The organism is Terribacillus aidingensis, assembly GCF_900215625.1.
Classification (GTDB): Bacteria; Bacillota; Bacilli; order Bacillales; family Amphibacillaceae; genus Terribacillus; species Terribacillus aidingensis.
This window is the reverse complement of sequence record NZ_OBEK01000001.1, coordinates 312,197-336,426: the sequence shown is the minus strand read 5'-3', so window position 1 is coordinate 336,426 and position 24,230 is coordinate 312,197. Positions and strand designations below refer to the sequence as shown.

Below are 24,230 nucleotides of genomic sequence, written 5' to 3'. Positions count from 1 at the left end.
CCTCCTTTATTAAATCTTTATCTACAAGAATTGGAATCTATCCAATCCAGAACAAAATAAATTAATCGAATGGGATGCTATCCATTCTATCATGGAAGCCGAGAAATCTGATCCTGTATCCGATGAACAAACAGCATCCGCATATTTCACCTATACAGATGATGAAACGCAGAACACGTCATTTGGTATGAAGATACCAATTCTTTAACACAAAAAAGTGACCTAACCAATCAATACGATATTGCCGGCTTATCTGTGTATGCTTTAGGACATGAATCAACCTCCTATTGGAATGCGATTGCAGCCTGATTAAAGTAAAGCAGCAGGCAAAGCGCTAACTTTGCCTGCTGTTTTTTTATGCCTTTTAATGAAATAACATTTACAATATTAACCATAAGCAGTAAAATGAATAAAAAATAAAAATATTCATTTATTCAAAGGAGGAGAAGTATCTTAGAAATGAACCACTCGCAGAGTCCAAAACATCTTCTCATTAAGAAGCGTCTGCTTCTGTCAGCGCGCGAGTTATTCAGGGTTTACGGGCTTAAAAAGACAAGCATTGCGGAACTTACCAAAGCAGTAGGCATCGCACAAGGTTCCTTTTATGCCTATTTCTCATCTAAAGAAGAATTATTTTTCGAACTGGTTGAGGTGGAGGAAGGGCGAATAAAAGAAGAACTATTTCACCTTCTGCAAGAAGAACCAATGACAAAACACTTATTTAAAAAGTTCCTTTTAAAAAGCCTGGAATTGATTCAGCAAAATCCAATTATCCGCAGCCTGTTTGATAAAGAGCATATGCAGTATCTCTTAAACAAACTACCGCCAGAACGTATGGAGAAACATATAAAGGTGGATACAGAGAGTCTGAGACCGATGATTGAACACTTACAGCAACAGAATATCATGATAAAGAAAGACCCTAGGATCATCAGCGGCATTATTCGTTCCTTTATCTTATCTTTCCTCCACCAACAAACGATAGGTGAGGATATTTTTGAAGAGACGATTGCACTTCATGCTGAAATGATTGCTGATGGTTTAATTCAAGGAGGCTAATATGATTATAGCGGATAAACTTACCTACCGTTACCCACGAGCAGCAGCTGATACGCTGAAAGGCATCTCATTTGAGGTTGGAGATGGAGAGATATTCGGATTTCTAGGTCCCTCAGGCGCAGGAAAAAGCACGACCTTAAAGATTCTAATTGGAGTCGCAAAAAACTATGCCGGTTCTGTACGTTTATTTGGCAATGAAATGAAAACAGAAGACAAATCCTTTTACGAGCGAATCGGTGTTGCTTTTGAACAACCTAACTTTTACAGCAAATTCACTGCTGAGGAGAACTTACGTTTTTTCTCAAGTCTCTATTCTGCTTCCGCTCCGGACCCTACTCCATTACTAGAAGAACTCGGTCTGGAAGCGCATCGCAGCAAGCGGGTAAGTGAGTTTTCTAAAGGAATGAAAATGCGCCTCAATTTTTGCAGAGCGTTGCTGCATGATCCGGATATTCTCTTCCTTGATGAACCAACTTCTGGTTTGGACCCGACGAATGCCAAGACGGTAAGGGATATTATCCTCCGAGAGAAAAGCAAAGGAAAAACAATTGTCATCAACACGCATAATATGCAGCTGGCAGAAGCTATTTGCGACCGTGTAGCATTTGTAGTAGACGGTACCATTCCGGTAATTGACTCCCCGTACCGCCTGAATCTCCAGCACGGTAAAAAGATCGTGAACATTACATACCGAACGGATAATGGTATCGAGGATACTGACTTCCCATTAACCGACCTGCATAGCAATGCCGCCTTTCAAAGATTGCTAGAAACGAAAAGCATTGAGACAATTCACACACAAGAAGCTAGCTTGGAAGATATCTTTACAAAAGTAACAGGGAGGCGGCTCGTGTGAAGGGTTTACTTTTGCAGGATATTAAGTTTCAGTTTCGACATGGCTTCTACCTTGCCTATACACTTATCAGCTGCTTTTATATTTTTTTGCTCGTCTACTTACCCGAGCGCTATTTAGAAAAAATAGCATCTCTCATTATCTTTTCCGATCCATCTACTTTAGGTTTCTTCTTTATGGGCGGTTTGTTACTGCTTGAGAAGGACCAGCACATATTTAACCCCTTATTTATCACACCGTTGTCCATACACCGGTATATTTGTTCAAAGATAGGCTCGTTATGCCTGCTTTCGATTGCATCCAGCTGCGTAATAAAAGGAGTCGTTTTTGGGTTTTCGAATCTGACATTTATAATGCTGATTGGCGTCATACTGACATCGCTGTTATTCTCACTTATCGGCATTGCTATTGCAGCAATCTCACAATCTTTAAACCATTTCTTTTTGCTAGCCACCATCTATACAACGTGGCTTTTCCTTCCGATACTGCCTGCTGTCAATTTGGCAGAGCATTGGTTATTCTGCTTGCTGCCGACAACTGGTTCCTTGCTATTAATAAATGGCGGGTTCCATGTCATCGATTATGTTCGTTTTCTATATAGCACCTGCATACTGCTAATTAGTATCGGGCTGGCATATTGGATAGCGTATCACTCATTCAAAAAGCATATCGTATTAAAGATAGGAGATTAACACATGAAGAAAATAGCTTTTCTCTTACAGGGAGACGCCAAAAACATCTTGCGAGATCCGATGCTTATCATGTCGATTCTGTCTCCCATTATCCTTACTCTGCTTATTCGTTATGTATTGCCGCCCATCCAGCGCATTATGCTGCAACGGTTTGACATCGACCTGTATGATTACGATATTTTAATCATGAGTTTTGCGATTATCTTATGCCCTTTGATGATCGGAATGCTTACCGGGTTTCTGCTGCTGGATGAACGGGATGAAGAGCTAATCAGCTACTTCTCTATTACACCATTAACACGGAATGGCTATCTGCTTTACCGCATCAGCATTCCGTTTTGCATTACGCTATGCTGCAGCAGCCTCCTTCTCTTAGGCAGCGGAATTGCACAGCCTGGTTTTTGGCCAGCAGTCTCGATCGTTATTCTTACGTCGTTACAGGCACCAATCGTCACGCTTTTTTTAGGTGTATTTGCGGCGAACAAAGTAGAAGGCTTAGCTTTATCTAAAATGGCCGGCATCACCGTTATCGCACCTGTTATTGCCTATTTTGTCCCTTCTCAGCTACAGTATATCAGCGGCTTTCTCCCTGCTTTTTGGGTAACAAAAGCTTATATGAGGACAGGTAATTTTGATACAGTTTACTGGCTTTACAGCATGACAGGGTTCGTTGTTTGTTTACTTCTCACCGGTACCTTATATCAGCGCTTCCGCAAGCAATTGACTTAATCCTAAAAGAAATGCACCTCGCAATTCGAGGTGCATTTAACGACATATCTTTATCCTTTATTCTTCTAACAAAAAGCTGAATTTACTCTTTTTCACTTCATCTATAAGGGATTCTAGGCGCTTCTGTTCTTTTTCTACTTTCTCCAAGTAAGTATTGTAACCATCTTTATATTCTTTCAAGTAAGCTGTATCCAAAGGTCTCTCATATTGAAATTCATTAGATTCTCCCTTGTACTCAGCAAGAGCTTTATAAAAATCATAGATCTTTTCAAAAGAATCTCGCTCATAAATAGCATTATTCCTTGCATCTTCTAATGCTTGTTTCCGATCCTGGAGACCTACAATAGCTTCCATGACCTCTAGCTTATCAAACGCTTCCTCATCAGTATTATTAATAACGACTAATCCTTCAATATTTTCACGCTTATCATAAATACTATCTGCAAGTTCAATATTCAACGTGTTGTGGACGCCAGCACTTGGTACTATACGATTTTCTAAATCCATGTACGCCCCCGAATAACCTTCATATACGCCATGATACATTGAAAGTACACTACCGTATATATCATATACGCCTTCATAGCCTTCAAAGTTCTCTTCTGTTGATGCAAAATCAGCATCAATATTATCCGGATTACGCGCACCTACAGGTTCATGAGACTGAATTTTGACGAGTTTCTCCGCAATCTTCAATTCTTCCTTCGTAACCTCATAGAATTGTTCGTCCGTGCTCTTTCGATCAAAATAAAAATCATGTTGACCGTCCACTGCAATTGGATAATTTGTGTCGTATACATCAGACTTATATTTTGTAAGACTCTTTACTTCAAATTTCTCTTCTGGATAGATTGTTTTCTTCCCGAAATACGCATAATCAAGCTGAGGTTCTGCCTGAATAAAAGCAAACTCCAAGTCCCCATCTTTTACAGCCTGCTTAAAATCTTGAAAATGCTGTTCACTTGGAAAAAACAGCTTATATGTAATTGGCGTGACTTTATCTTCTTCTTTTTGTACAGAACTTTCTTTCTCAGTTTTTGCACTGCTAGATTGACTGCTGCTGCAACCTGCAATTACTAGAACAGCTAATAATAAAATTGGTAAAACAAATTTCTTCATTTATCTAACTCCTATTCCTCAATAAGCTCTCTTAAATTAATTTGTTTGATATATGGAAGGAGTATTTATTTCTGCTTCTTTTTTTTTGAGTCATATGACATTAATTAAGTACTTTCTCCCCAAAACCAAAATAAAACCGCCATTCAAGTTAAGAATGACAGTTCTATAAAAGAATTATGCAGCACTAGCGCCTGCACTTATTAGCACTACCCAAAAAGTTATTTTAAATAATATTGTTATGATACCAGTAACAACTCCCGTGATGCCAAGACCTTTTTTGATTTTCTTCTTTGCCCCTATAGCCCCGAATATAATAGCTAGAATTGCTAGTGGATATGGCATGAACGGCACCCAGCATAGAACCAATGCGATAAGTCCTAAAACAAGAGCTGTAACTGCCAACCCGTTGCCTTCTGGTCTAGTTACAACCACTGTATGTTGTTGTTGTTCCATATGACTTCCTCCTCGTATATATGTATAAAAAATAGGTAAAAATACTTCACTATATTACCAGATATAATTCATTATAACTACACTTTTACTAAATTTTATTATAAAAAGTATAATTTATCTAATTTTCCCAGATAGAAGACCCCTGACGCTGACGCCAGGGGAAATGTTTATTTTGCTTTTTTAACTATCTTAACAGCTTCCTTGGATACATAAAACTTGCCGCCGCTCTGAACTGTAACACTATCAAGTTCGTACTCACGGTCATTCACAATAGCAATATTTTTATTCACCGGGAATTCAACTTTCTTACTTCCTTTGTCTACAACAAGCACTGGATTGGCTTCATTAGAAGTATCAATGCTTACTTCACCCCAATTTCCAAATGCTTCTTCTGCTTCCATGAACATATTACGGCTCAGCTTATCAAGCTTAAAGCCCATTGCGTCCGCTGCACGATGCGCGATGTCTGTGTTCTCAATCATTCCCGTTGGCTTTCCAGGTCCATAAGAATAAAGGAAAACATCCTCGCCCGTATGTCCGCCAGTTGTAAAGCCAAGGTTCGCCCGCTGCGCAAGCAGATCTACCAATGTACCTCCAAGGTCCTCCGCTTTATTGATAGCTGTCTTCTCTTGTTCCGTCGGGTTGGTAATACCATAAAGAGCTGCTACTTCCAACTTGTTCGAGCCATCCTCGTTCAGCTGAGACAAAGCGCCTTCTAATGTCATCTTCGCTTGTTTCAGAGGGTCCACATATGCAGATACCGGCGTAGAGGGATAGGTGCCATCTGTATTTTCATTTCCGATAGAAATCCCGCTATTTCCGTGATCAGACACAGCAATGACCATGGTATGTTTATCTTTCTTAGCAAAATCAAGCGCCTCTTTCACCGCATCATCGAAAGCCAGCGTATCACTAACCATACCGACAGGATCATTTGCATGGGCTGCCCAGTCCGGCTTGCTGCCTTCTACAAAGAGAAAGAATCCATCTTTATCTTTAGACAATGTCTGGATACCTTTTTTCGTCATCTCAGCCAGCGTAGGTTCCTCCGGCTGTGTTACTTCCCTATCCAGGTCATACGCTAGAGCAGCTGGTGCGAAAGAGCCCCAAATTTTCTTTGATTTGGAATTGAGTAAGTCATCCCGTGTTTCCACGAAATCATAGCCTTTGTTATCAATTACTTCCAGTAAATTCTCGCCATCCTCACGATTGCCGCTTTCGAGTGTTTCTTTCCCCCCGCCAAGGACAACATCAATATTCTGATACACTTGCTGCTCCGCAATATTGTCGTATTGCTTACGGTGCTCAGCGTGGGAAGAAAATGCCGCTGGCGTCGCATGCTGAATTTCTGACGTAGAAATTAGACCTGTTGCTTTTCCTTTCGTCTTCGCACCTTCGAGGACATTCGTTACTGGACGATATGGATCATCGGCAAGTTCCTCATCTACTCCAGGTGACGTTACCTTTTCCGGCAAGACGCCGACAAACTTATCATTTGATTTGTTACCAGTGGCCATTGCTGTTCCCGCTGGTGCTGAATCCGTTATTGCCGAATCAGCTGAATATGTACGCACGCCTCCCGCAGCCATTTCATCCAATGCCAAGTCACTGCCTTTATACCATCTGGATAAAGTCGTCGTGGAAGAGCTGACGCCGTCCTTCACTAGGACGATAACATTTTTTACCTTAGCACCTTTCTTCGCCTCTGCTTCTTCCCGATCTAAATTAGTTAAACCGAAAGATCCAACTGCCAGCGTTCCCGCTAATGTAACACCAAGTATTTTTTTGCTCAGTTTCATTTCGCATTCCTCCATCCAATATTTATGAAAAACAAAGATTAATACACCAAGAAAGTTAATAGAATTAGTTCGTCTACGAGAGTAATTGTAAAGGCGAATTGTTAATAGGGTATTAAGAGGTTATAAAGCTATCGTTAATTGTAGAAAGAAATCTTTGATAAGGAAAGAGTTCTCAAATCGCAGAAAATACTGTTGTAATAAGTATTGTGCAATGTTTTAGGAGTAACTCAATCTATATAGTAATCTGTCAGCCGTTGAATTTTGTTTAGGTTTCCTGGTCATTAGTACAAATTACCTAACCCTTCTATCATTAAGACTACATCAATATAGATATCAATAAGTTACCAGATATAGTTAATTTTTATCCAAATAGAATCATTTGTGTTATAAATTCAGCTTCTACAAGAAAATCGACTCTTTCTCGAGTTGCTTTTGATTTATAATTTGAACTTCGTCTACTCCCTTGAAATCTCTCCTGCCAGCCACCTATTTACAGATATTTTCTTCCATTAAGACAGTTTTCCAAGATTCTCAAAGAATCAGTACCAATTGATAATAGGTTCACAGGATAGCGAAAACAGCAGCTTCAAGCCGACTCTGGCTTTCACATAAATTTAACTATCTCTTAAAACCTGCAAAGAATAGCATATACATCGCATTTTTCATGTGACAAGCTTCACATAATTGCTTGACATTGCTCCGTGAATATTCTAACCTTACTAATAAATATAAACTTAGAATGATTATGTTTAAGTAATTCTAAGTTTCTAGTTATTAATATATTTTAGGAGGCTATTTAATTTATGTCACTTATCGGCAAAGAAGTACAACCATTCACAGCACAAGCTTACAAAAACGGTGATTTCATCGAAGTAACAGAACAGAATTTCAAAGGTAACTGGAGCGTTGTTTGCTTCTACCCTGCAGATTTCAGCTTTGTTTGCCCAACTGAACTAGAAGACCTTCAAAATCAGTACAGCGCACTTCAAGAACTAGGTGTAGAAGTATTTTCTGTATCAACTGATACACACTTCGTACATAAGGGCTGGCACGACAGCTCTGAGAAAATCGGCAAAATCACGTACGCAATGATCGGTGATCCATCTCAGGCGATCACTCGTCAATTTGATGTATTGGATGAAGAATCCGGTCTTGCTGACCGCGGTACATTCATCATCGACCCAGACGGTGTTATTCAAACTGTTGAAATCAATGCTGGCGGTATCGGCCGTGACGCAAGCACACTAGTAAACAAAATCAAAGCAGCACAGTATGTACGCCAAAATCCAGGTGAAGTTTGCCCGGCGAAATGGGAAGAAGGCGGCGAAACCCTAACACCTAGCTTGGACCTTGTAGGTAAAATCTAAGGAGTGCATTTGACTTATGGTACTTGATGCAACGATCAAAGCACAATTAAACCAATATATGGCGATGATGGAGAACCAAATCGTTCTTAAAGTAAGCACGGCTGCAGACGACGTGTCCAAAGACATGCTTGCTCTTGTAGAAGAACTTGCTTCCATGTCACCTAAGATCACAATCGAAAAAGCAGAACTGACTCGCACACCAAGCTTCACAGTAAACCGTGTCGGCGAAGATACTGGCGTTGCTTTCGCTGGTATTCCGCTTGGTCATGAGTTCACTTCCCTTGTTCTTGCTCTCTTGCAAGTAAGCGGTCGTGCTCCAAAGGTTGATGAAAATCTGATCAAACAGATTAAAAACATCAAAGGGGAATTCCACTTTGAATCTTACATCAGCCTTACGTGTCATAACTGCCCAGATGTTGTACAAGCATTAAACGTGATGAGCGTGCTTAACCCGAACATCACGCATACAATGATTGACGGCGCGGCTTTCAAAGAGGAAGTAGAACGCAAAAACATCATGGCAGTCCCTACCGTTTACTTGAACGGCGAAAACTTCGGCAGCGGCCGGATGACAATGGACGAGATGCTTGCCAAAATGGGCGCTGGCGCGGATGCGTCTGAGTTCGATAACAAAGATCCGTATGATGTGCTTGTTGTCGGCGGCGGCCCAGCTGGTTCCAGTGCAGCGATCTATGCTGCCCGTAAAGGAATTCGTACTGGTATCGTAGCTGAGCGCTTCGGCGGTCAGGTATTGGATACAATGAGCATCGAGAACTTCATTACCGTTAAGGAAACAGAAGGTCCGAAGCTTGTTGCAAGCCTGGAAGAGCACGTAAAAGAATACGATATTGATGTAATGAACCTGCAGAAAGCAACGAAGATCGCGAAAAACGATTTATTCGAGCTGGAACTGGAAAACGGCGCTACACTGAAAAGTAAGAGCGTAATCATTTCCACAGGTGCACGCTGGCGTAATGTCAACGTACCTGGTGAGCAAGAGTTCAAAAACAAAGGTGTTGCGTACTGCGCACACTGTGATGGTCCGCTATTCGAAGGAAAAGACGTTGCTGTTATCGGCGGCGGCAACTCCGGAATCGAAGCAGCGATTGACTTAGCAGGTATCGTAAATCACGTTACTGTTCTTGAGTTCAACGCAACACTAAAAGCAGATGAGGTACTGCAAAAGCGTGCCTACAGCCTGCCAAACGTAACAATCATTACCAATGCGCAAACAACAGAAATCACTGGTGACGAAAACGTTAACGGCATCTCTTACCTCGAGCGCGACACAGGTGAAGAGAAACATGTTGCCTTGCAAGGTGTGTTCGTCCAAATCGGACTTGTACCAAACACAGAGTTCCTAGCGGACGTGGTAGAACGTACACCGATGGGTGAAATCATCGTTGACAAACACGGTCAATCAAACATTCCTGGCCTATTCGCAGCTGGTGACTGTACCGATTCAGCGTACAAACAGATCATCGTTTCGATGGGATCTGGTGCGACTGCATCACTTGGTGCATTTGATTATTTAATCCGTAATTAAAGCAAAGCGTGCAGCTACATATGTGGCTGCACGCTTTTTTATTTTCTAAAGACACACATCTTAAAAAATAGTTGTAACAATATGCACTCACAAAAAAGAAGATGTCCAGAAACATCCTCTCATCGTTAAAGTACTATCTTCTCTAACACGCTAACTATTTTCTCTTTTCTCAGATAAAGCTCTTGCGCCTCATCCACACTAATCTCTTCAAATCGAACTACAGCTCCCGGTGTGGCCTGTGCTAACTTTGGCATATCCGCAGCAATTACTGTTGCAATTCGTGTATAACCGCCAGTTGTCTGTCGGTCAGCCATCAAGATAATCGGCTGGCCATTGGCTGGTACTTGAATACCTCCGAGCGGAATGGCTTCTGAGATAATGTCTGCCGAGGTTTTATGCTTTAGTTCTGGACCGTTCAGGCGGTATCCCATGCGATCTGATTGAGGCGTAATCTTATAAGCAGATGATAAGAAGGTATCAAGCGCCTCTTTGGTAAATGCATTTTGATGCGGACCAAGGATGACACGAACCGTGATCTCCTTCTTATATTCTGGAATGGCATCGTAATGAAGTGAACGGCCCGCTATTGTGTGCACCTGCTCCGATCCATACAGCATGTCTTCCTTCTCGAGTGCACGTCCGTTCAGACCGCCTAATTTTGCTTTGAGGAAGGTGGACTTGCTTCCCATAACAACCGGCAAATCAAAGCCGCCTGCCACACTTATATAAGAACGAATGCCTTCTAATGGCTGGCCAAATTCAATCAGCTGGCCTTCTTTCACAGCAATACTTTTCCACATCGGTACCGGTTTCCCATTTACTCGAGGAGAGAGATTCCCGCCACAAATGCTGATAACGGTATCTTCTATGACTTTAAGCGTAGGCCCCATCATCGTTACTTCTAATGCCGCTTCATTCCGCTGGTTGCCGACAAGCAGGTTGGCAATCTGCAGTGAATAGTCATCCATTGCACCAGCCACGACAACTCCATACTCCTGATAGCCCGTTCGGCCGAGATCCTGGAAAGTTGTCAGCAATCCCGGCTTGATCACTTGAAACAACGGTCTACTCATGATGATTCGCTCCGAAATTTTTGATAGTAATGTTTTCTGTCCGCAGTCGCTCACGCAGCTGCTGGACAAAACGCAGTGCCTCCGGTTCATCGCCATGCACACAAATCGTGTCTGCTTGAATGGCAATATCTGTCCCATCAACTGCCGTTACTTTTTCTTCCTGAATCATGCGAACAACACGATTTACCGCAACCGTCACATCATGAATCATCGCATTCGATTGGGTGCGGGGCGTTAGTGCGCCGTCAGGCTGATAGGTTCTATCCGCAAAGACTTCTTGCGCCACACGTAAGCCCATTTTCTCTCCCGCACGAACAAGCTCACTGCCTGCCAAACCGAACAGTACTAGCTCTGGATCAACTGCATGTACAGCTTCAGCAATCGCTTCCGCCATCGCCGCATCCTTAGATGCCATATTGTAAAGTGCACCATGCGGCTTCACATGCTGAACATGCGTTCCGCAAGCTTTCGCTGCACCTTGTATAGCGCCAACCTGGTATACAACCATATGATAAATCTCCTTAGGCGAGAGATTCATATTACGACGACCAAAGCCTGCCAGATCAGGAAAGCCCGGATGCGCACCAATTCCCACCCCCAGCTCCGCTGCTGTTTTAACAGTTTCCACCATGACATTGGGGTCACCAGCATGAAATCCGCAAGCAATATTGGCGGATGATATGTATTTCAAGACTGCTGCATCGTTTCCAATTGTATAAGCGCCAAAGCTTTCGCCTAAATCACTATTCAAGTCAATTGTCTGCATATCCTTCCTCCTTACTTTTCCTTAGAGTTTATCTTATATTCCCCAGCTCGTACTGCTTCTGCAATCGCATCGTACTCACTTTTAGAAACAGACACAAAACGTAAATAATGTCCAGAAGACAGCAAAATTGGCTTTTGGCTTTCTGGGTCATACAATTTCACCGGCGCCTTTCCAATAATCTGCCATCCGCCAGGTGACTCGAGCGAATAAATACCTGTTTGCGAAGCGGCTATTCCAACAGAACCTGCCTCTATTTTCGCACGCGGATTTTCCCGGCGCGGTGTGGCGATTGCTTCCGGCATACCGCCTAAATACGGAAAACCTGGAACAAATCCCATCATATAAATCAAATAATCTTGACCCGAATGAATTCGGATTACTTCCTCTTCTGACAGACCATTATGCTCGGCAACAAAAGCAAGATCAGTACCTGTCTCCCCGCCATAATAGGTGGGAATCTCATAAACAAGAGAAGCAGCATCCGCCACTCCTCCTTGAATCCTATCATATAGCTGCTCCAATCGCTCTTTGAGCGCTTGGTAGCGTATTTTCTCAGGTCGGTAGAAAATGGATAAGGTCGTATAAGCCGGTACCCATTCCATAATGCCCTCTATTTGCTCTGCCTTAAGGCGCGCAGCAAACAGCCGGATATGCTGATTCGTTTCCTCTGAGATTGTCTGTCCGAAAACGAGCTGAATGCCTGTATCTCCTAAAGGATGATAAGTAAGCGTCATTTTGTGGACCTCCTTCTCGATTTAGAACAATTGCGGTACTTTATCTATTAGTGTAACAATCGCCAAGTAAGCAGTAGCAAGGAAGACAATCGCACCGAATATTGTCAGCCATAGCGGATGCTTGTAGTCGTCGCCAACAACAGACTTTTTGTAAGCTCCAATTAGCAAGACACCTAAAGCAACTGGTAAAATTAAACCATTCACTGCCCCGGCAAGTACAAGCAATGTTGCGGGCTGTCCGACTAAAACCATGATGATTGTTGAAACAACGATAAAACCAATTGTCACCAGCTTCTGGTGCCGCTCAATACTTTTTGATAGTGTTTTTAGGAAGGATACAGATGTGTAAGCCGCCCCAATAACAGACGTGATACCGGCAGCCCAAAGGATAAGGCCGAACATTTTATATCCAATTGTTCCGGCAGCTTCCAAGAAAACAGAAGCAGCTGGGTTATTCGCATCCAATTTCACACCAGTTACGACAACACCTAATACGGCAAGGAACAAGAATATACGCATAATAGAAGCAATTAAGATTCCAGTAACCGAGCTTCGTGTCACGTGCCGAAGATTTTCTTTTCCGGATATTCCCGCATCCAATAAACGGTGTCCCCCAGCAAATGTAATATAACCGCCGACTGTACCACCCACAAGTGTAATGATAGCAAATACATCCAGCTCAGTTGGTGCAAATGTACGCACTGCAGCTTGTCCGAGTGGCGGATCACTTTGGAAGGCTACATATATGGTGAGCGCAATCATAATAATACCAAGAATACGCGCAATCTGGTCCATCGCTGCGCCTGCTTCTCTGGAAAGAAAAATACCAATTGCGATAACCCCAGTAATAACGGCACCAATTCGCGCATCCATACCAAAAATAACATTTAAACCAAGACCAGCACCGCCGACATTTCCGATATTAAATGCCAAGCCGCCTAATGCAACAGCGAAAGCCAAAAAGTAACCAAGGCCAGGCATTACTTTATTTGCAATATCCTGCCCGCGCATTCTTGACACAGCGATAATGCGCCATATATTCATCTGTACGCCAACATCTAAAATAATTGACATAAGAATAACAAAGCCGAAACTGGCTAATAATTGCTCTGTAAAGACCGCCGTCTGTGTCAGGAAACCCGGACCGACTGCTGATGAACCCATCAAAAATGCTGCTCCTAACAAAACTCCCAATTTCCCTTTAGAAGAAGACTGCTTCTGTTGTAAGTCTTTCTCTCTTGATGCCATATAAATCCCCCTTATGTAACGATTCTTACAAATCGTTTGTAGTATGTACTTCTTCCCTTACATTATCACATTTAATAAATAATAATAATTATAACGCACGAAACAATATTAACACAATATGTGAGTTAACCTAACATTAAAAGTTGGCAATATAAAAAGAGAGGATCTGTCATAGATCCTCTCTACTGCATACTTCTGACTGTTACGTTCGTAAACGTTGCCTCTCCACCTTCTGCAAACAAACTAATTCCTTTGTCTGCTTCCAAGGGAAATGCCAAGTTGCTATGGACGACTTTACCGTCATCGACAAACATCTCAACACTCATTTTGTCAATAAGAACGGTTAAGTGCACTTGCTTCTTCTCAGTATCAAAAGGTGCTCGGCTTTCTTGATATACCCCATCTTGATTAGGATTAGCTGCAAGCCCCCTATTCACATAAGAATAACCTTCATCTGCAGCAATACCTACATCCAGGTGACGGGAGCCATCCGATGATTCTCTAAGTCGTAAGCCAACATTCGGGCTGTCCGTCCAGAAGATGTCTGCGTCTAATCGGTACGTTTCAGCCTCTACATTCAAGCTTTCAGAAGCATCGCGCAACGTGATATCTTTTACAGTTTCCGTATTTTGAACAAGCTGATCTAGTGCAGAAACCGGCGCAGAAGCAAGATAGTAACTACCCTTCCCTTGCTGCAAGGTAATTTCTCTCACAACTGAGTCCATGCCATTGAATCCATCTGTTTCCATGGAAGGTGTCTCATCCGCGTACGACCAATTGTTCATCCAAGCCAGCGCATACCGTTTTGTTTTTTTATCTTCAGCTAAACCATCTTCAAAAGTTACACCGCCATACCAGTCAAAGCCATAATCCAGCCATTCAGGCTGTTCATCATCCGGACTGAAAGCTGTGCCATTGAAGTCACCAGTCCAATACGCATATGTCTTCGGTTCTCCATTATTCTCTCCGTTTGCACTTACCCCAAGCACATATTTGACGGTGCCATCAGGTGCACGCAGCTCGAATAAATCCGGGCATTCCAGTACACCAATGCCTTTCGTTTTAAAATCACTAACAAAGGTCCAGCTTTTCAAATCGTTTGATTCATAAAAACCTATTTTTTCGCCTTCTGCCAGTAACATCATCCATTTGTTATACGCTTCATCCCAAATTATTTTTGGATCTCGAAAGTCAGGTGTCCCTGGATTAGCAAGTACAGGGTCCTCACTTCCTACCTGAAATGTATTGCCACCATCCGTGCTGAACCACAGATACTGCTCTTGCTGACCTGTCGAACCTGTCGGCTGCGTGACAATCGCAATAAGCGCATCCTCACCAAACCCTGCTGTATTGTTTTGATCATGCACAACTGAACCTGACCAAGGATCACCATTTTCCGTCGTGTATTTAGGAATGCTAACGCCATGGTCCTCCCAATGAGTTAAGTCCTCTGAAGTTGCATGCCGCCATTCTGTGCCATTTCCATTGGGGTAATCCTTATTGTAGAGATAATAATAGTGGTATTTTCCTTGATAATAAATCGGCTTCTGCGGATCATTTTTCCACTTATCAGGTGAGCTAAAGTGGAAAACAGGACGATAAGAAACTGCTTGTGCCTTCCCGGGTTTATGTTTTTCTGGTGATTTCTGGTTTAATACTAGCAACACTGCAACTACGGCCAAAGTGACCACTACGAGGATAGCAAGCATCTTCCACTTTGCGTGCACAATCTTTCTCAATTTATCTACACCACACTTTACTAAAATGAATGAAAAGGAAATGCCATTACCCTGACATTTCCTTTTCTAGTTCATTTTTATTCTTCTTCGTACGTGATTTGTCCTTGATCTAAGATGCCATCTTCAACGACGGAAGAACGCTTGCCATCGATATCAAGCAAGAATGAAGGAGCAAATGTAGATTTGTGATCCTGGAAGAACCCACGGTTTGTCATATAGCTTGTTACTACAAACTTATCTGATTCTTTCTGCGGAATCACATAATGCGCGTATGTCCAAGTCAAATCATTTGGATCTAGATCCTGATGAAGTACAATACCTGTCTTGTTCATCGGCTTATATGGACCAGTTAGATTGTTGGCAACATAGCCAAGCATATAAATATCCTGATTATCAATTCCATCGATTGTCATTTTAGAACCACGTGTGCTCGTGAACAAGTAGAACTTTCCATCTTTCTTGAAGATGTTCGGACGCTCAATTTCATCTGTTACTGTATTGGAAACGATTAGTGGTTTCATTTCTTTCTTGATCGTGTAATCGTCATTAATTTCAATAATACCGATTGCACCATTCGCCAGTTCTGCTGTGTCTTTCTTTCCGCTGTTCTGAAGCTGACTGAATTCTTCACGGAAGTAATTCATGCCATTCCCGTAGTACGCACGGTTGTATAAAGATTCCTCACCAGAGTAGCCATATTCTGTACCTGTATTTGCTTCGAAGACTAGATATTTCTTCCCTTTATCTTCGATGTAATGCGGGTCACGGAGTGTATGGTTGTTAGCAAAGTTGCGATCTTCAAAGGCTTTCTCCATATTCTCATATGTCTCGCTATCGCCGCCGCTGTAGATGGTTTTATGATCTTCTACTCCATCAACCTGCAATGTACCTTGGCTTTTTTCCGATACATTTACTTGTGCTGTTGTAAGAGACTGTCTGCCGAAGATACCTTCTGCATCATTCCATCCGCCACGGTTTGTGTAGAATAAACGTACTTCTCCGTCTTCAGTGAAGGTAGCAGAACCAGACCATTCTTCTTGCTGACCAGCTAACGTTTTATCACCTTTGTACTTATCTTCATCCTCGAAGACACGCCCTGCATTTTTCCATGCATCAACAGAGGTATCGTCTGCTTTCTTATAGAAGAGGTAAATGAATGTATCACTTGCATCTTTCGGGTCACCAGCGAGACCGAATACAAGGTGATAGCCGTTGTACTCTGCTACTGTACCGTCTGTATTTTGCAGCGGCCATGTATCCCAAACATCCATTTTAATTTCATTACCGTTTTCATCAATCTTCGTAGCTGATTTGATATTTTTAATGGAAGAGGCATCAAAACTAGGAACAGTAAACTGTTTATCCCCATGCTGCCCAATCATTTGCTCCATGTCCTGACGAGTGATTGGTGATGCACCGTACGTCTCTTTAAACGGTTTTACATCCCCGCCTTCATGTGTTTTTGCTGAAGCAACTGTCAGACTGCTTCCCAGTATCAATGCTGCACTTAATGAAACAACACTAGCTTTTAACGCTCGTTTCTGAAATTTCATCCCGTATTCCTCCTATTAATAAATGCTAATCCTATATAAGACATGCCTTGGCAAGTCCGTTATAAGCTCAGTATAGGACAGAAGCGAAAAAACGGGGATGGCTTGTTTTGATCTCCTTTTCGTCTAAAATTGATATTTATTATAATAGTCCCTCACCTCCGGGGGACTTCTACACTACTTTGAAGAAACGTGCTGCCTCCAAGCATGATCTAAGTCCTGTAACGTATCACGTTTGGATTTTTCTTCGTTTACATACCGCTTGAAAACTTGTCCAAATGCTTCTTTAAGTGGCGGAGAATAAGAAGACCAGTTAAAACTTTGTCGTTCTTGCTGTTTATATTGTTTCCATACACTCCCGCTTAGTCCTGTTTTAGGCGGATCAATAGTTTGGAATGCCGGTATAAAATGCAGCCGCTCTGTTTGAAATCTTCGACCCTCTGCAGATTCAGCCATCCAGCGCAGGAAACGCTTTGCTTCCCGTATCTCTGCTTCTCCAGATTGCTTATTTACGACCCAATAACTCGGCACACCTGTGACAAGCTGCGCATCTCCATCGTTATCAAGCGGTATCGGGAACATTCCCACTTCCAGCTTTGGCACTTGATTCTCAAGCAGCGGCTCGACCCAATTCCCTTGAACAACCATTGCCGCTTCCCCGCTTCGAAATGCATCCATTTCTGTGTAATAATCCGCAGTTGCCGCATGCGGGTTACCGTAAGTGAGTGTCAAATCAACAAACCGTAACAAATTACGAAAACTGTCACTATCCGTAAAGCTTGTCCGATTGTCAGATAGACTTTCTATAAAAGCCTCTGGATTGGATTGTTCAGCAAATGCTAAACTCGTCAGATGGTGACCCAGCTTCCATTCTTCATAATAGCCATTAGCAAATGGCGTTACTCCGTACTGATTTAGCTTCTGTGCAGCTGCCTCCAGTTCTTTAAACGTTTTTGGAGGCTGATCAACACCAGCTTTTCTGAACAGCTCTTTATTATAAATAACTCCAAAACCCTCAATATTCATCGGCATACCATATACCTTTCCTTCCACCGTAACAGGAGCAAGTGTATCTGGCCGCGCATCCCCTACCCACGATTCTTCACTCAAGTCCACCAAATAATCCAGCCACTCACCTGTGGCAGCATAACCGACATTTGTAAAGATGTCCGGTCCTTGGCCTATTGCCATTTGTGTCTTTAAGTCAGAGAAGTCATCTGAAATTCCGCCAACTGTCTCTGTTTGAATACGAACTAGCGGGTGCGACTTCTCGTATAACGATGCCATGTTTTCAAATTGACCTGCTATTTCAACTTTTGGGTTTCGGACTGTGATCGTAATAATTTTCTCCGTATCGTTTTTAACGGTCTTTTGCATGGGGTGACAGCTGGCTGACAAGCCCAGTAAGAGAAGAAACAGAATGAATTGCTTGGCCATTACGTTGCCTCCTGGTTCTTCTTTTTCGACCGATAAGCAGAAGGCGTAAGGCCTGCTTCTTTCTTAAAAAGCTTAGAGAAATACTTTTCATCTTGATAGCCAAGCAATCGTGCAATGTCGTATGAGGTTTTATCAGATTGCTCCAGCCACTCCCTCGCCTGCTTCATCCGGCAGTTAGTTACAAACTTGGAAAGCGTCATCCCGGTTTCTTGTTTGAATTTACGTGAGATATGCTCTTTTGTCAGGAAAAAAAGCTTGGAAAGACGCTCCAAGCTTACGTCCTCCATATAGTAATCCTTCACATAAGCGACAATATCTTGACCTCTCTGCTCCGATTCGAGCTCGTCAAGTCGCCTGATTGTACGATAATGATGAGCAGCCAGCTCACTCCTAAGCCGGCAGAATGCACTTGCTATACCATCCAGTTCCGGCAGCTGCTGCTGTACCAGCCGGACTGGTATAGGAAGATGCTGTCGCAGCCAATTTTCAATCTCCAGCCAATGCCCTGCCGCTGACAGCACGATATACAGGTGTTCATCAGATTGCACACGGAATACATCTCCACATGCTGTCCGCTGGAGTTCATCACCTAATCTATCCATGCATGCTGCAGGCTGATGCATGTGATAAAAAGAAAGTAATGTCAGGTCAAGTTGCTCCACTTGCGGCAGCGCCTCCTTTAAAAGAGACAAATCATTCGTTTCATTTTTACAAAGTGCCGTCACTAGCTGCTCAAGCCGCAGTCGCTTGGCATCTTCCAGCATGACCGCTTCCTCTGTGTGCGTATTCCTATCAGATTGCACGACTTGCGACACTTTCTCCAGTACTTTTGCAAAGCTATCCGGTTCTATTGGTTTCAAAAGATAATCGAAGCTGTTGAATTGAATCGCTTTTCTCATAAATTGATAATCATCATACCCTGTCACCAGAATACATTTTGCTCTATCCCCAGCTGCATATAGCCGTTCCATTAATTGAATGCCATCCATGCGAGGCATTTTGATATCTGTAAAAACAATCTCTGGCTGCTCTGCTGCAATCAATTGCAGCGCCTCTTCTCCATTGCTCGCCTCTAAGAGCTTGGTTATGCCGTTCTCCTCCCAGTCTCCGAGCATCCGCAGCACATCACGCCCATTTCTTTCATCATCCACAAGCAGCGCCTTCATGCTGTCAACCTCCTAATCTCTATGTGGAATGTGTATCGTTACCTCAAATCCTTCTCCATTCAAATTATCCAAATGAAATGCTGCCTCTCCATCGTAGTGCAGGCGCAGTCGTTCGGCTATATTACGTAAGCCTGTCCCGCCCGCTTCTTGCTTTCGGAGCAACTGCAGCCGTTCTATGTTAACTGGCACACCATAACTTCTTGCCTGGAAAACCATTTCTCCGTTAGACTCCGATCCCTTCAAGACAAATCTGCCAGCTTGCTGGGCATGCTCAAAACTATGCTTAAAATAATTTTCCACAAGCGGCTGCAGCAGCATACTCGGTATACGGCAGTCCTGGATTTTCTCTTCTACCTCGACTGCAACGTGCATGCCAGATCCGAAACGCTCTCGCTGCAGCATGACATAAGAATTTATATAAGCCAGCTCCTCCCGCACAGGTACAAGTTGATCGGCTTGGAGTGCATAGCGCATCATTTTTGACAATGAAACGAGCAGTTTGTATACATCACGATCACCCGAGCGAAGCGCGACAGCGCCAATGGATTGAATCGCATTAAAAAGGAAATGCGGATTGACTTGTGATTTGAGCATACGCAGCTGACTTTCTCTTACTTCCAGCTCCAGCTTATATTCACGCTCGATATGAGAATCCACCCGATTTAACATATCCTGCATATGCGCTGCCAAATGGCCAATTTCATCCTGCCGATCGGTTCTGAGCTCTACATGCATTTGTCCGCCTTCGATAGAACGCACTTTCTCACTCAATTGGATGATAGGTTTTGTAAATACACGCGAAACAACAATCACCAACACAATTCCCAATGCCACAACGCCGAATCCGAGCAGCACGCTCGTCCAAGCTGCATCTCTTGCATCACGGAATAATACATCCTTTGACGTTATCTTAATTAGCCTCCAGCCCGTTAAGGGTTCTCCTAATTCTTCCTTTAAAACAAGGTTTTTTTCAACGGATTTCAGCTGCTCCTCTTGCAATCTTTTGCCTAGCAGTTTCTTCTCCTCACTGTACATAATCCTTCCGCTGTCATTGACTAAAAGAACTTGTGTTCCTGCCTCTTTCGTAATAGCATCCAGAAGCGGAGCAAGCGATGACAATTCTACGTCGGTTGAAAGAAAGCCTAAAAAATCTCCGCTAAGAACATCTGTTATTTTATGGTTCATCGGCAATACCATCGTGTCCTCCGATGCTGGTACTATTGCTACATTATCCTCATTTTTGAGCACATGCGGCACGCCAAGCGTGTAAGCATTTTGTGCACTATACAGAGAACGGAATGTTGGGTTCTCCATATAATCCGGTGCCGGCTTAGGTGCACTGACATTTGCTTTATAAACAGTTAAAGACTGTTGATCCTTCTCAAAGTAAAACCGCAGCTGCCGAATATCCGGCCGCGTAGCAGCATACGTCTCGACTCTATTTTCGAAAGCCTGCATATGATTTGTACTTTCTGTAAGCAATCCATTTTCCAGTACTCTCTGCACCTCAGGCATATTAAACAGACTGTACGGAAGCTGGACCATCCCTTCGATATAATGTTCCAGATTTTTCCCACTTTCCCGCAACTCTTCTCGACTTTTTGCCAAGTCCCGTTCTTCAATTGCTGATTTGCTATTTTCATAAATAAAAATAACTGAAAGAAAATATGGCAAAATGATCATCACGAGCAGCATGATGAATAAGCGATTACGAATACTCATTGTGCCTCTTCCTTCCGTTCCGTCCTTCACTTGGTCAAACTAACCCTATACCATGCCATAATCGCAGTCAATCCAACTTTAGTTCCAACAAAAAACCATATTTTCACGACAGGAAGAACAGCCGACGCAGAGGTTAACAGAAATCCTTAAACAGAATCTCTATCAAGATTTGATGTTAAAAACATGGATAAAAGGGAAAAGTGAACGTGGAACATATTTGATAATAAAAAGATTAAAGGAGTGGCACCACATGAATAACAAGCAACTCGATCTTATTAAAAACGGTAAAGGCTTCATCGCCGCACTGGATCAAAGCGGCGGCAGCACACCGAAAGCACTGGCGGAATACGGTGTACCAGAGGATTCCTACCAGAATGAAGACGACATGTTCAAGCTTGTACACGATATGCGTACACGCATCATCACTTCCCCCGCCTTTACATCTGATCAGATTTTAGGCGCGATTCTTTTCGAACAAACAATGGATCGCGATATTGAGGGGAAATATACCGCAGATTATCTATGGGAAGAAAAAGGTATCGTCCCATTTCTTAAAGTAGATAAAGGACTAGACGAGGAAAAAGATGGCGTCCAGCTTATGAAACCAATTGAAGATCTGAATGAAACACTCGGGCGCGCAACCGAACGCAATATCTTCGGTACAAAAATGCGTTCCGTTATTAAGGAGCCGAATGTCAGCGGTATTAAAGCAGTGGTTGACCAGCAATTTGAAATTGGAAAAAGCATCATCGCGGCAGGTCTTGTACCAATCATTGAGCCCGAAGTGAATATTCACAGCGAAGAAAAACCGAAATGTGAAGAAATCCTTCGTGATGAGATCTTCCGCCACCTGAACGACCTTTCTGAGGAAGAAAATGTCATGCTGAAGCTCTCAATTCCAACACAAGCAAATCTGTATAAGGAACTCACAGAACACCCTCGCGTCGTACGCGTTGTCGTCTTATCCGGCGGCTACTCCCGTGAAGAAGCAAATGAAAAACTGAGAGAGAATGAAGGCCTGATCGCCAGCTTCTCCAGAGCGCTTTCTGCTGACTTGAACGCAAGCCAGTCTAAGGAAGAATTTGATGCCGCACTGAAAGATGCTGTTGATACGATTTATGATGCATCAGTGAATAAGAAGTAAGAGAAAAAGGCGAACTTCCTCAATGGAAGCTCGCCTTTATTATGTCACCTCCAATGCCTCTGCCATCTCCTCCACCAACCTTTGAAAATGACGAAATGGCTCACTAATCCACAAATCACGATGATAAACAAAGAATATTCTCCGCTCCAAGCTCGAATCATGGAGTTCTTTATAAGTAAGATTAACTTCCTTCTCAATCAGACGCTTTGAAATAAGGGCAACAGACTTTCCAAATGAGAGCATCTTCGTAATCGTCGAGACAGAGTCTAGTTCTATCTTTTCCATCTCCATGTCCTTCTCTAGCAGCCATGTTCGGGAAAAGTGCCCAGTTGAACTTGATAGATTGTGTACCAGCAATGTCTCTTGATGCAAGTCTTGAATCTTCCACGCTGCTTTCGCTGTTAAATGATGCTCTTTGCTGAACGCTAGAACAAGTTTATCTCTTGTTACTTCTTCGTATAGTAATGCTTCATGTTTATGCTCTGTTTCCATTACCAAACCGAAGTCAAGCTCCTGGGTTAACAGCCTAGCTTCTATCTCAGGAGCGGTTTTGACATCTAAAGATACCTTCACACGCGGATAATGTTCGGTTAGCCGATGAATTAAATCGGGCATATAAAGCTGAGCTGGAACGCCGCTTGCCCCTAAACGAATAGAACCCGCCATTCCTTCTCTAATAGCCTTCATGGATCTCTCCATTGCCTGGTTTGTTTGAATAAGCTGCTTCGCATAATGATAAAGTACCTCACCACCAGGAGTCAGGCGGTAGCCCCCTGCATTGGTTCGGAAAAGCCGCATATTAAATTCCTTCTCCAAGGAACGTATATGGAACGATACCGTAGGAACCGTCAATTGTAATCTAGCAGCTGCCTCTGTCATCTTTCGTGTTTCTACCAGTGTTATAAAGATTGATAGTTTTTGGATATTCACTTTATCACCCTAAAGGATATTAGATAACTTCTTATATATAGTTAATTTTCGCATACTTTTTTTAATTCAACGTTAACAGCACGTTAATATTTTCCATACATTTACTTTCTATACTAGAAAACAAGGAGAGGATATGATGCGCATTACACTAAATGGAATCGAAAAACGCTTTGGAGCTGTACAAGCAGTGGGCCAGACAAATCTGACCATTACCGATCAGTTTGTCACGATATTAGGTCAGTCAGGATGCGGAAAGACAACGTTGCTAAAGATGTTAGCCGGCCTAACCGAACCCTCTGCTGGGGAACTTCTGTTCGATGATCAAGTTATGTTCTCATCGAAAGAGAAAACGAATGTGAAGCCTAGTAAACGCGGAATCGGTATGGTGTTTCAAGATTTTGGTCTTTGGCCGCATATGAGTGTCTTCGACAATATTGCATTCGGTCTTCGCGGAGAAAAGTCTAAAGCAGAACGCCGTCATATCGTCATGGATGCGTTGCAGAAAGTACAGCTTGAAGATAAAGCGAAACGGAAGCCTGGCGAGCTTTCCGGCGGACAGCAGCAGCGGGTTGCGTTAGCAAGAGCCATTGCCGTGGATCCACGTCTTATTTTATTTGACGAAGCTCTTAGCGCTTTAGATTCCATTCTTCGGGAGCAAATGCGGGAGGAGATTCTATCAATTGTCCAAACAATCAACGCACAAGCTATATTTGTTACCCATGATCAGACAGAAGCAATGGCAATGTCAGATTGTATGATCATCATGGAAGCTGGCAAGGTCATTCAAAGCGGCCCGCCAGAACAGATTTACCATGAACCAACCGATGCTTACGTTGCCAATTTAATCGGCCGAGCCAATTGGACAGACAACGATGTCTTGATTCGTCCGGAGTACATACACCTGCAGTCAAAGTCAGCTGGACCAGCCGTTACTGGCATTGTGCGTAAAAGTCTCTTTGAAGGGGACAGATACGTCATCCACGCTGAAGTAAAAGGGCAGCTCTGGAAATTTTACGACTCACGCCCACACAAAGCCCATTCCATTGTAAAACTGTACGTGCAAGAAAATACGACACATTCCCTTTATAAACAGGAGGTATAAAC

Annotated in this window: 21 protein-coding genes; 8 read left to right on the top strand and 13 right to left on the bottom strand. The window is 42.9% G+C overall.

Going from position 1 to position 24,230, the window contains the following annotated elements; all coding sequences use genetic code 11:
• Nucleotides 1–459 precede the first annotated feature (459 nt).
• Genes CRO17_RS01640 through CRO17_RS01625 form a run of 4 tightly spaced genes read left to right on the top strand, consistent with a single transcriptional unit; the run spans nt 460 to nt 3,333 of the window.
• A complete protein-coding gene (locus tag CRO17_RS01640; protein ID WP_097038642.1) occupies nt 460–1,059 on the top strand; it encodes a TetR/AcrR family transcriptional regulator in 600 nt (199 codons plus the stop codon).
• A 1-nt stretch (nt 1,060) separates the two neighbouring features.
• Nucleotides 1,061–1,915, top strand: a complete 855-nt coding sequence (locus tag CRO17_RS01635; RefSeq protein WP_097038640.1) for an ABC transporter ATP-binding protein — start codon at nt 1,061–1,063, stop codon at nt 1,913–1,915.
• Complete coding sequence (locus CRO17_RS01630) at nt 1,912–2,604, top strand: fluoroquinolone export ABC transporter permease subunit (RefSeq protein WP_097038638.1); 693 nt, start codon at nt 1,912–1,914, stop codon at nt 2,602–2,604. Before CRO17_RS01635 ends, CRO17_RS01630 begins: the two co-directional genes overlap by 4 nt.
• A gap of 3 nt (nt 2,605–2,607) precedes the next feature.
• Entirely contained in the window at nt 2,608–3,333 is a 726-nt protein-coding gene (locus CRO17_RS01625; protein WP_097038636.1) for a hypothetical protein, read from the top strand.
• Nucleotides 3,334–3,390: 57 nt separating this feature from the next.
• Here CRO17_RS01625 and CRO17_RS01620 read toward each other — a convergent pair whose 3' ends face one another.
• The 3 genes from CRO17_RS01620 to CRO17_RS01610 all read right to left on the bottom strand — a co-directional run bounded on the left by CRO17_RS01620 (nt 3,391) and on the right by CRO17_RS01610 (nt 6,704).
• Nucleotides 3,391–4,452: a hypothetical protein gene (locus tag CRO17_RS01620; RefSeq protein WP_097038634.1), complete on the bottom strand. Its 1,062-nt coding sequence runs from the start codon at nt 4,450–4,452 to the stop codon at nt 3,391–3,393.
• A 174-nt stretch (nt 4,453–4,626) separates the two neighbouring features.
• Complete coding sequence (locus CRO17_RS01615) at nt 4,627–4,905, bottom strand: hypothetical protein (RefSeq protein WP_097038633.1); 279 nt, start codon at nt 4,903–4,905, stop codon at nt 4,627–4,629.
• Between the two features lie 167 nt (nt 4,906–5,072).
• A complete protein-coding gene (locus CRO17_RS01610) occupies nt 5,073–6,704 on the bottom strand; it encodes an alkaline phosphatase (RefSeq protein WP_097038631.1) in 1,632 nt (543 codons plus the stop codon).
• An 803-nt stretch (nt 6,705–7,507) separates the two neighbouring features.
• Between CRO17_RS01610 and ahpC the strand changes: the two genes are divergently transcribed.
• Together ahpC and ahpF are read left to right on the top strand one after the other, a co-directional pair.
• Complete coding sequence (ahpC, locus tag CRO17_RS01605) at nt 7,508–8,071, top strand: alkyl hydroperoxide reductase subunit C (protein WP_097038629.1); 564 nt, start codon at nt 7,508–7,510, stop codon at nt 8,069–8,071.
• Between the two features lie 16 nt (nt 8,072–8,087).
• Nucleotides 8,088–9,617 (top strand): alkyl hydroperoxide reductase subunit F, encoded by a 1,530-nt coding sequence (ahpF, locus tag CRO17_RS01600; RefSeq protein WP_097038628.1) that lies wholly within the window; start codon nt 8,088–8,090, stop codon nt 9,615–9,617.
• Between the two features lie 125 nt (nt 9,618–9,742).
• Here the strand turns inward: ahpF and CRO17_RS01595 are convergent, their stop codons facing one another.
• The 9 genes from CRO17_RS01595 to CRO17_RS01555 all read right to left on the bottom strand — a co-directional run bounded on the left by CRO17_RS01595 (nt 9,743) and on the right by CRO17_RS01555 (nt 21,052).
• Nucleotides 9,743–10,690, bottom strand: a complete 948-nt coding sequence (locus tag CRO17_RS01595) for a 5-oxoprolinase subunit C family protein (protein WP_097038626.1) — start codon at nt 10,688–10,690, stop codon at nt 9,743–9,745.
• Complete coding sequence (locus tag CRO17_RS01590; RefSeq protein ID WP_097038625.1) at nt 10,683–11,456, bottom strand: LamB/YcsF family protein; 774 nt, start codon at nt 11,454–11,456, stop codon at nt 10,683–10,685. Before CRO17_RS01590 ends, CRO17_RS01595 begins: the two co-directional genes overlap by 8 nt.
• A gap of 11 nt (nt 11,457–11,467) precedes the next feature.
• The gene (pxpB, locus tag CRO17_RS01585) at nt 11,468–12,190 is read right to left on the bottom strand and encodes a 5-oxoprolinase subunit PxpB (protein ID WP_097038624.1); all 723 of its coding nucleotides are present in this window, start codon (nt 12,188–12,190) and stop codon (nt 11,468–11,470) included.
• Nucleotides 12,191–12,211: 21 nt separating this feature from the next.
• Nucleotides 12,212–13,438 (bottom strand): NRAMP family divalent metal transporter, encoded by a 1,227-nt coding sequence (locus tag CRO17_RS01580; RefSeq protein WP_097038623.1) that lies wholly within the window; start codon nt 13,436–13,438, stop codon nt 12,212–12,214.
• Between the two features lie 182 nt (nt 13,439–13,620).
• Nucleotides 13,621–15,165: a glycoside hydrolase family 32 protein gene (locus tag CRO17_RS01575; RefSeq protein ID WP_425444401.1), complete on the bottom strand. Its 1,545-nt coding sequence runs from the start codon at nt 15,163–15,165 to the stop codon at nt 13,621–13,623.
• Between the two features lie 89 nt (nt 15,166–15,254).
• Complete coding sequence (locus CRO17_RS01570) at nt 15,255–16,730, bottom strand: glycoside hydrolase family 68 protein (protein WP_097038622.1); 1,476 nt, start codon at nt 16,728–16,730, stop codon at nt 15,255–15,257.
• A gap of 174 nt (nt 16,731–16,904) precedes the next feature.
• Nucleotides 16,905–18,164, bottom strand: a complete 1,260-nt coding sequence (locus CRO17_RS01565) for an ABC transporter substrate-binding protein (protein ID WP_097038621.1) — start codon at nt 18,162–18,164, stop codon at nt 16,905–16,907.
• The gene (locus CRO17_RS01560) at nt 18,164–19,330 is read right to left on the bottom strand and encodes a response regulator (protein WP_097038620.1); all 1,167 of its coding nucleotides are present in this window, start codon (nt 19,328–19,330) and stop codon (nt 18,164–18,166) included. The genes CRO17_RS01565 and CRO17_RS01560 overlap by 1 nt, the downstream gene beginning before the upstream one ends.
• A gap of 12 nt (nt 19,331–19,342) precedes the next feature.
• Nucleotides 19,343–21,052 carry a sensor histidine kinase gene (locus tag CRO17_RS01555; protein ID WP_097038619.1) on the bottom strand — a complete coding sequence of 570 codons (1,710 nt, stop codon included), beginning with the start codon at nt 21,050–21,052 and terminating at the stop codon, nt 19,343–19,345.
• Nucleotides 21,053–21,302: 250 nt separating this feature from the next.
• Between CRO17_RS01555 and CRO17_RS01550 the strand changes: the two genes are divergently transcribed.
• Nucleotides 21,303–22,196: a fructose bisphosphate aldolase gene (locus tag CRO17_RS01550; protein WP_097038618.1), complete on the top strand. Its 894-nt coding sequence runs from the start codon at nt 21,303–21,305 to the stop codon at nt 22,194–22,196.
• A gap of 39 nt (nt 22,197–22,235) precedes the next feature.
• On the opposite strand, the gene CRO17_RS01545 is transcribed toward CRO17_RS01550, so the two are convergent.
• A complete protein-coding gene (locus CRO17_RS01545; protein ID WP_097038617.1) occupies nt 22,236–23,126 on the bottom strand; it encodes a LysR family transcriptional regulator in 891 nt (296 codons plus the stop codon).
• A gap of 136 nt (nt 23,127–23,262) precedes the next feature.
• Between CRO17_RS01545 and CRO17_RS01540 the strand changes: the two genes are divergently transcribed.
• A complete protein-coding gene (locus CRO17_RS01540; RefSeq protein WP_097038615.1) occupies nt 23,263–24,228 on the top strand; it encodes an ABC transporter ATP-binding protein in 966 nt (321 codons plus the stop codon).
• Nucleotides 24,229–24,230 lie beyond the last annotated feature (2 nt).

Excerpts from the sequence above, each read along its gene's own strand:
- CRO17_RS01640 (WP_097038642.1), top strand. The coding sequence starts at position 460 with ATGAACCACTCGCAGAGTCCAAAACATCTTCTCATTAAGAAGCGTCTG.
- CRO17_RS01635 (WP_097038640.1), top strand. The coding sequence starts at position 1,061 with ATGATTATAGCGGATAAACTTACCTACCGTTACCCACGAGCAGCAGCT.
- CRO17_RS01625 (WP_097038636.1), top strand. The coding sequence starts at position 2,608 with ATGAAGAAAATAGCTTTTCTCTTACAGGGAGACGCCAAAAACATCTTG.
- CRO17_RS01620 (WP_097038634.1), bottom strand. The coding sequence starts at position 4,452 with ATGAAGAAATTTGTTTTACCAATTTTATTATTAGCTGTTCTAGTAATT.
- CRO17_RS01615 (WP_097038633.1), bottom strand. The coding sequence starts at position 4,905 with ATGGAACAACAACAACATACAGTGGTTGTAACTAGACCAGAAGGCAAC.
- CRO17_RS01610 (WP_097038631.1), bottom strand. The coding sequence starts at position 6,704 with ATGAAACTGAGCAAAAAAATACTTGGTGTTACATTAGCGGGAACGCTG.
- ahpC (WP_097038629.1), top strand. The coding sequence starts at position 7,508 with ATGTCACTTATCGGCAAAGAAGTACAACCATTCACAGCACAAGCTTAC.
- ahpF (WP_097038628.1), top strand. The coding sequence starts at position 8,088 with ATGGTACTTGATGCAACGATCAAAGCACAATTAAACCAATATATGGCG.
- CRO17_RS01595 (WP_097038626.1), bottom strand. The coding sequence starts at position 10,690 with ATGAGTAGACCGTTGTTTCAAGTGATCAAGCCGGGATTGCTGACAACT.
- CRO17_RS01590 (WP_097038625.1), bottom strand. The coding sequence starts at position 11,456 with ATGCAGACAATTGACTTGAATAGTGATTTAGGCGAAAGCTTTGGCGCT.
- pxpB (WP_097038624.1), bottom strand. The coding sequence starts at position 12,190 with ATGACGCTTACTTATCATCCTTTAGGAGATACAGGCATTCAGCTCGTT.
- CRO17_RS01580 (WP_097038623.1), bottom strand. The coding sequence starts at position 13,438 with ATGGCATCAAGAGAGAAAGACTTACAACAGAAGCAGTCTTCTTCTAAA.
- CRO17_RS01570 (WP_097038622.1), bottom strand. The coding sequence starts at position 16,730 with ATGAAATTTCAGAAACGAGCGTTAAAAGCTAGTGTTGTTTCATTAAGT.
- CRO17_RS01565 (WP_097038621.1), bottom strand. The coding sequence starts at position 18,164 with ATGGCCAAGCAATTCATTCTGTTTCTTCTCTTACTGGGCTTGTCAGCC.
- CRO17_RS01560 (WP_097038620.1), bottom strand. The coding sequence starts at position 19,330 with ATGAAGGCGCTGCTTGTGGATGATGAAAGAAATGGGCGTGATGTGCTG.
- CRO17_RS01555 (WP_097038619.1), bottom strand. The coding sequence starts at position 21,052 with ATGAGTATTCGTAATCGCTTATTCATCATGCTGCTCGTGATGATCATT.
- CRO17_RS01550 (WP_097038618.1), top strand. The coding sequence starts at position 21,303 with ATGAATAACAAGCAACTCGATCTTATTAAAAACGGTAAAGGCTTCATC.
- CRO17_RS01540 (WP_097038615.1), top strand. The coding sequence starts at position 23,263 with ATGCGCATTACACTAAATGGAATCGAAAAACGCTTTGGAGCTGTACAA.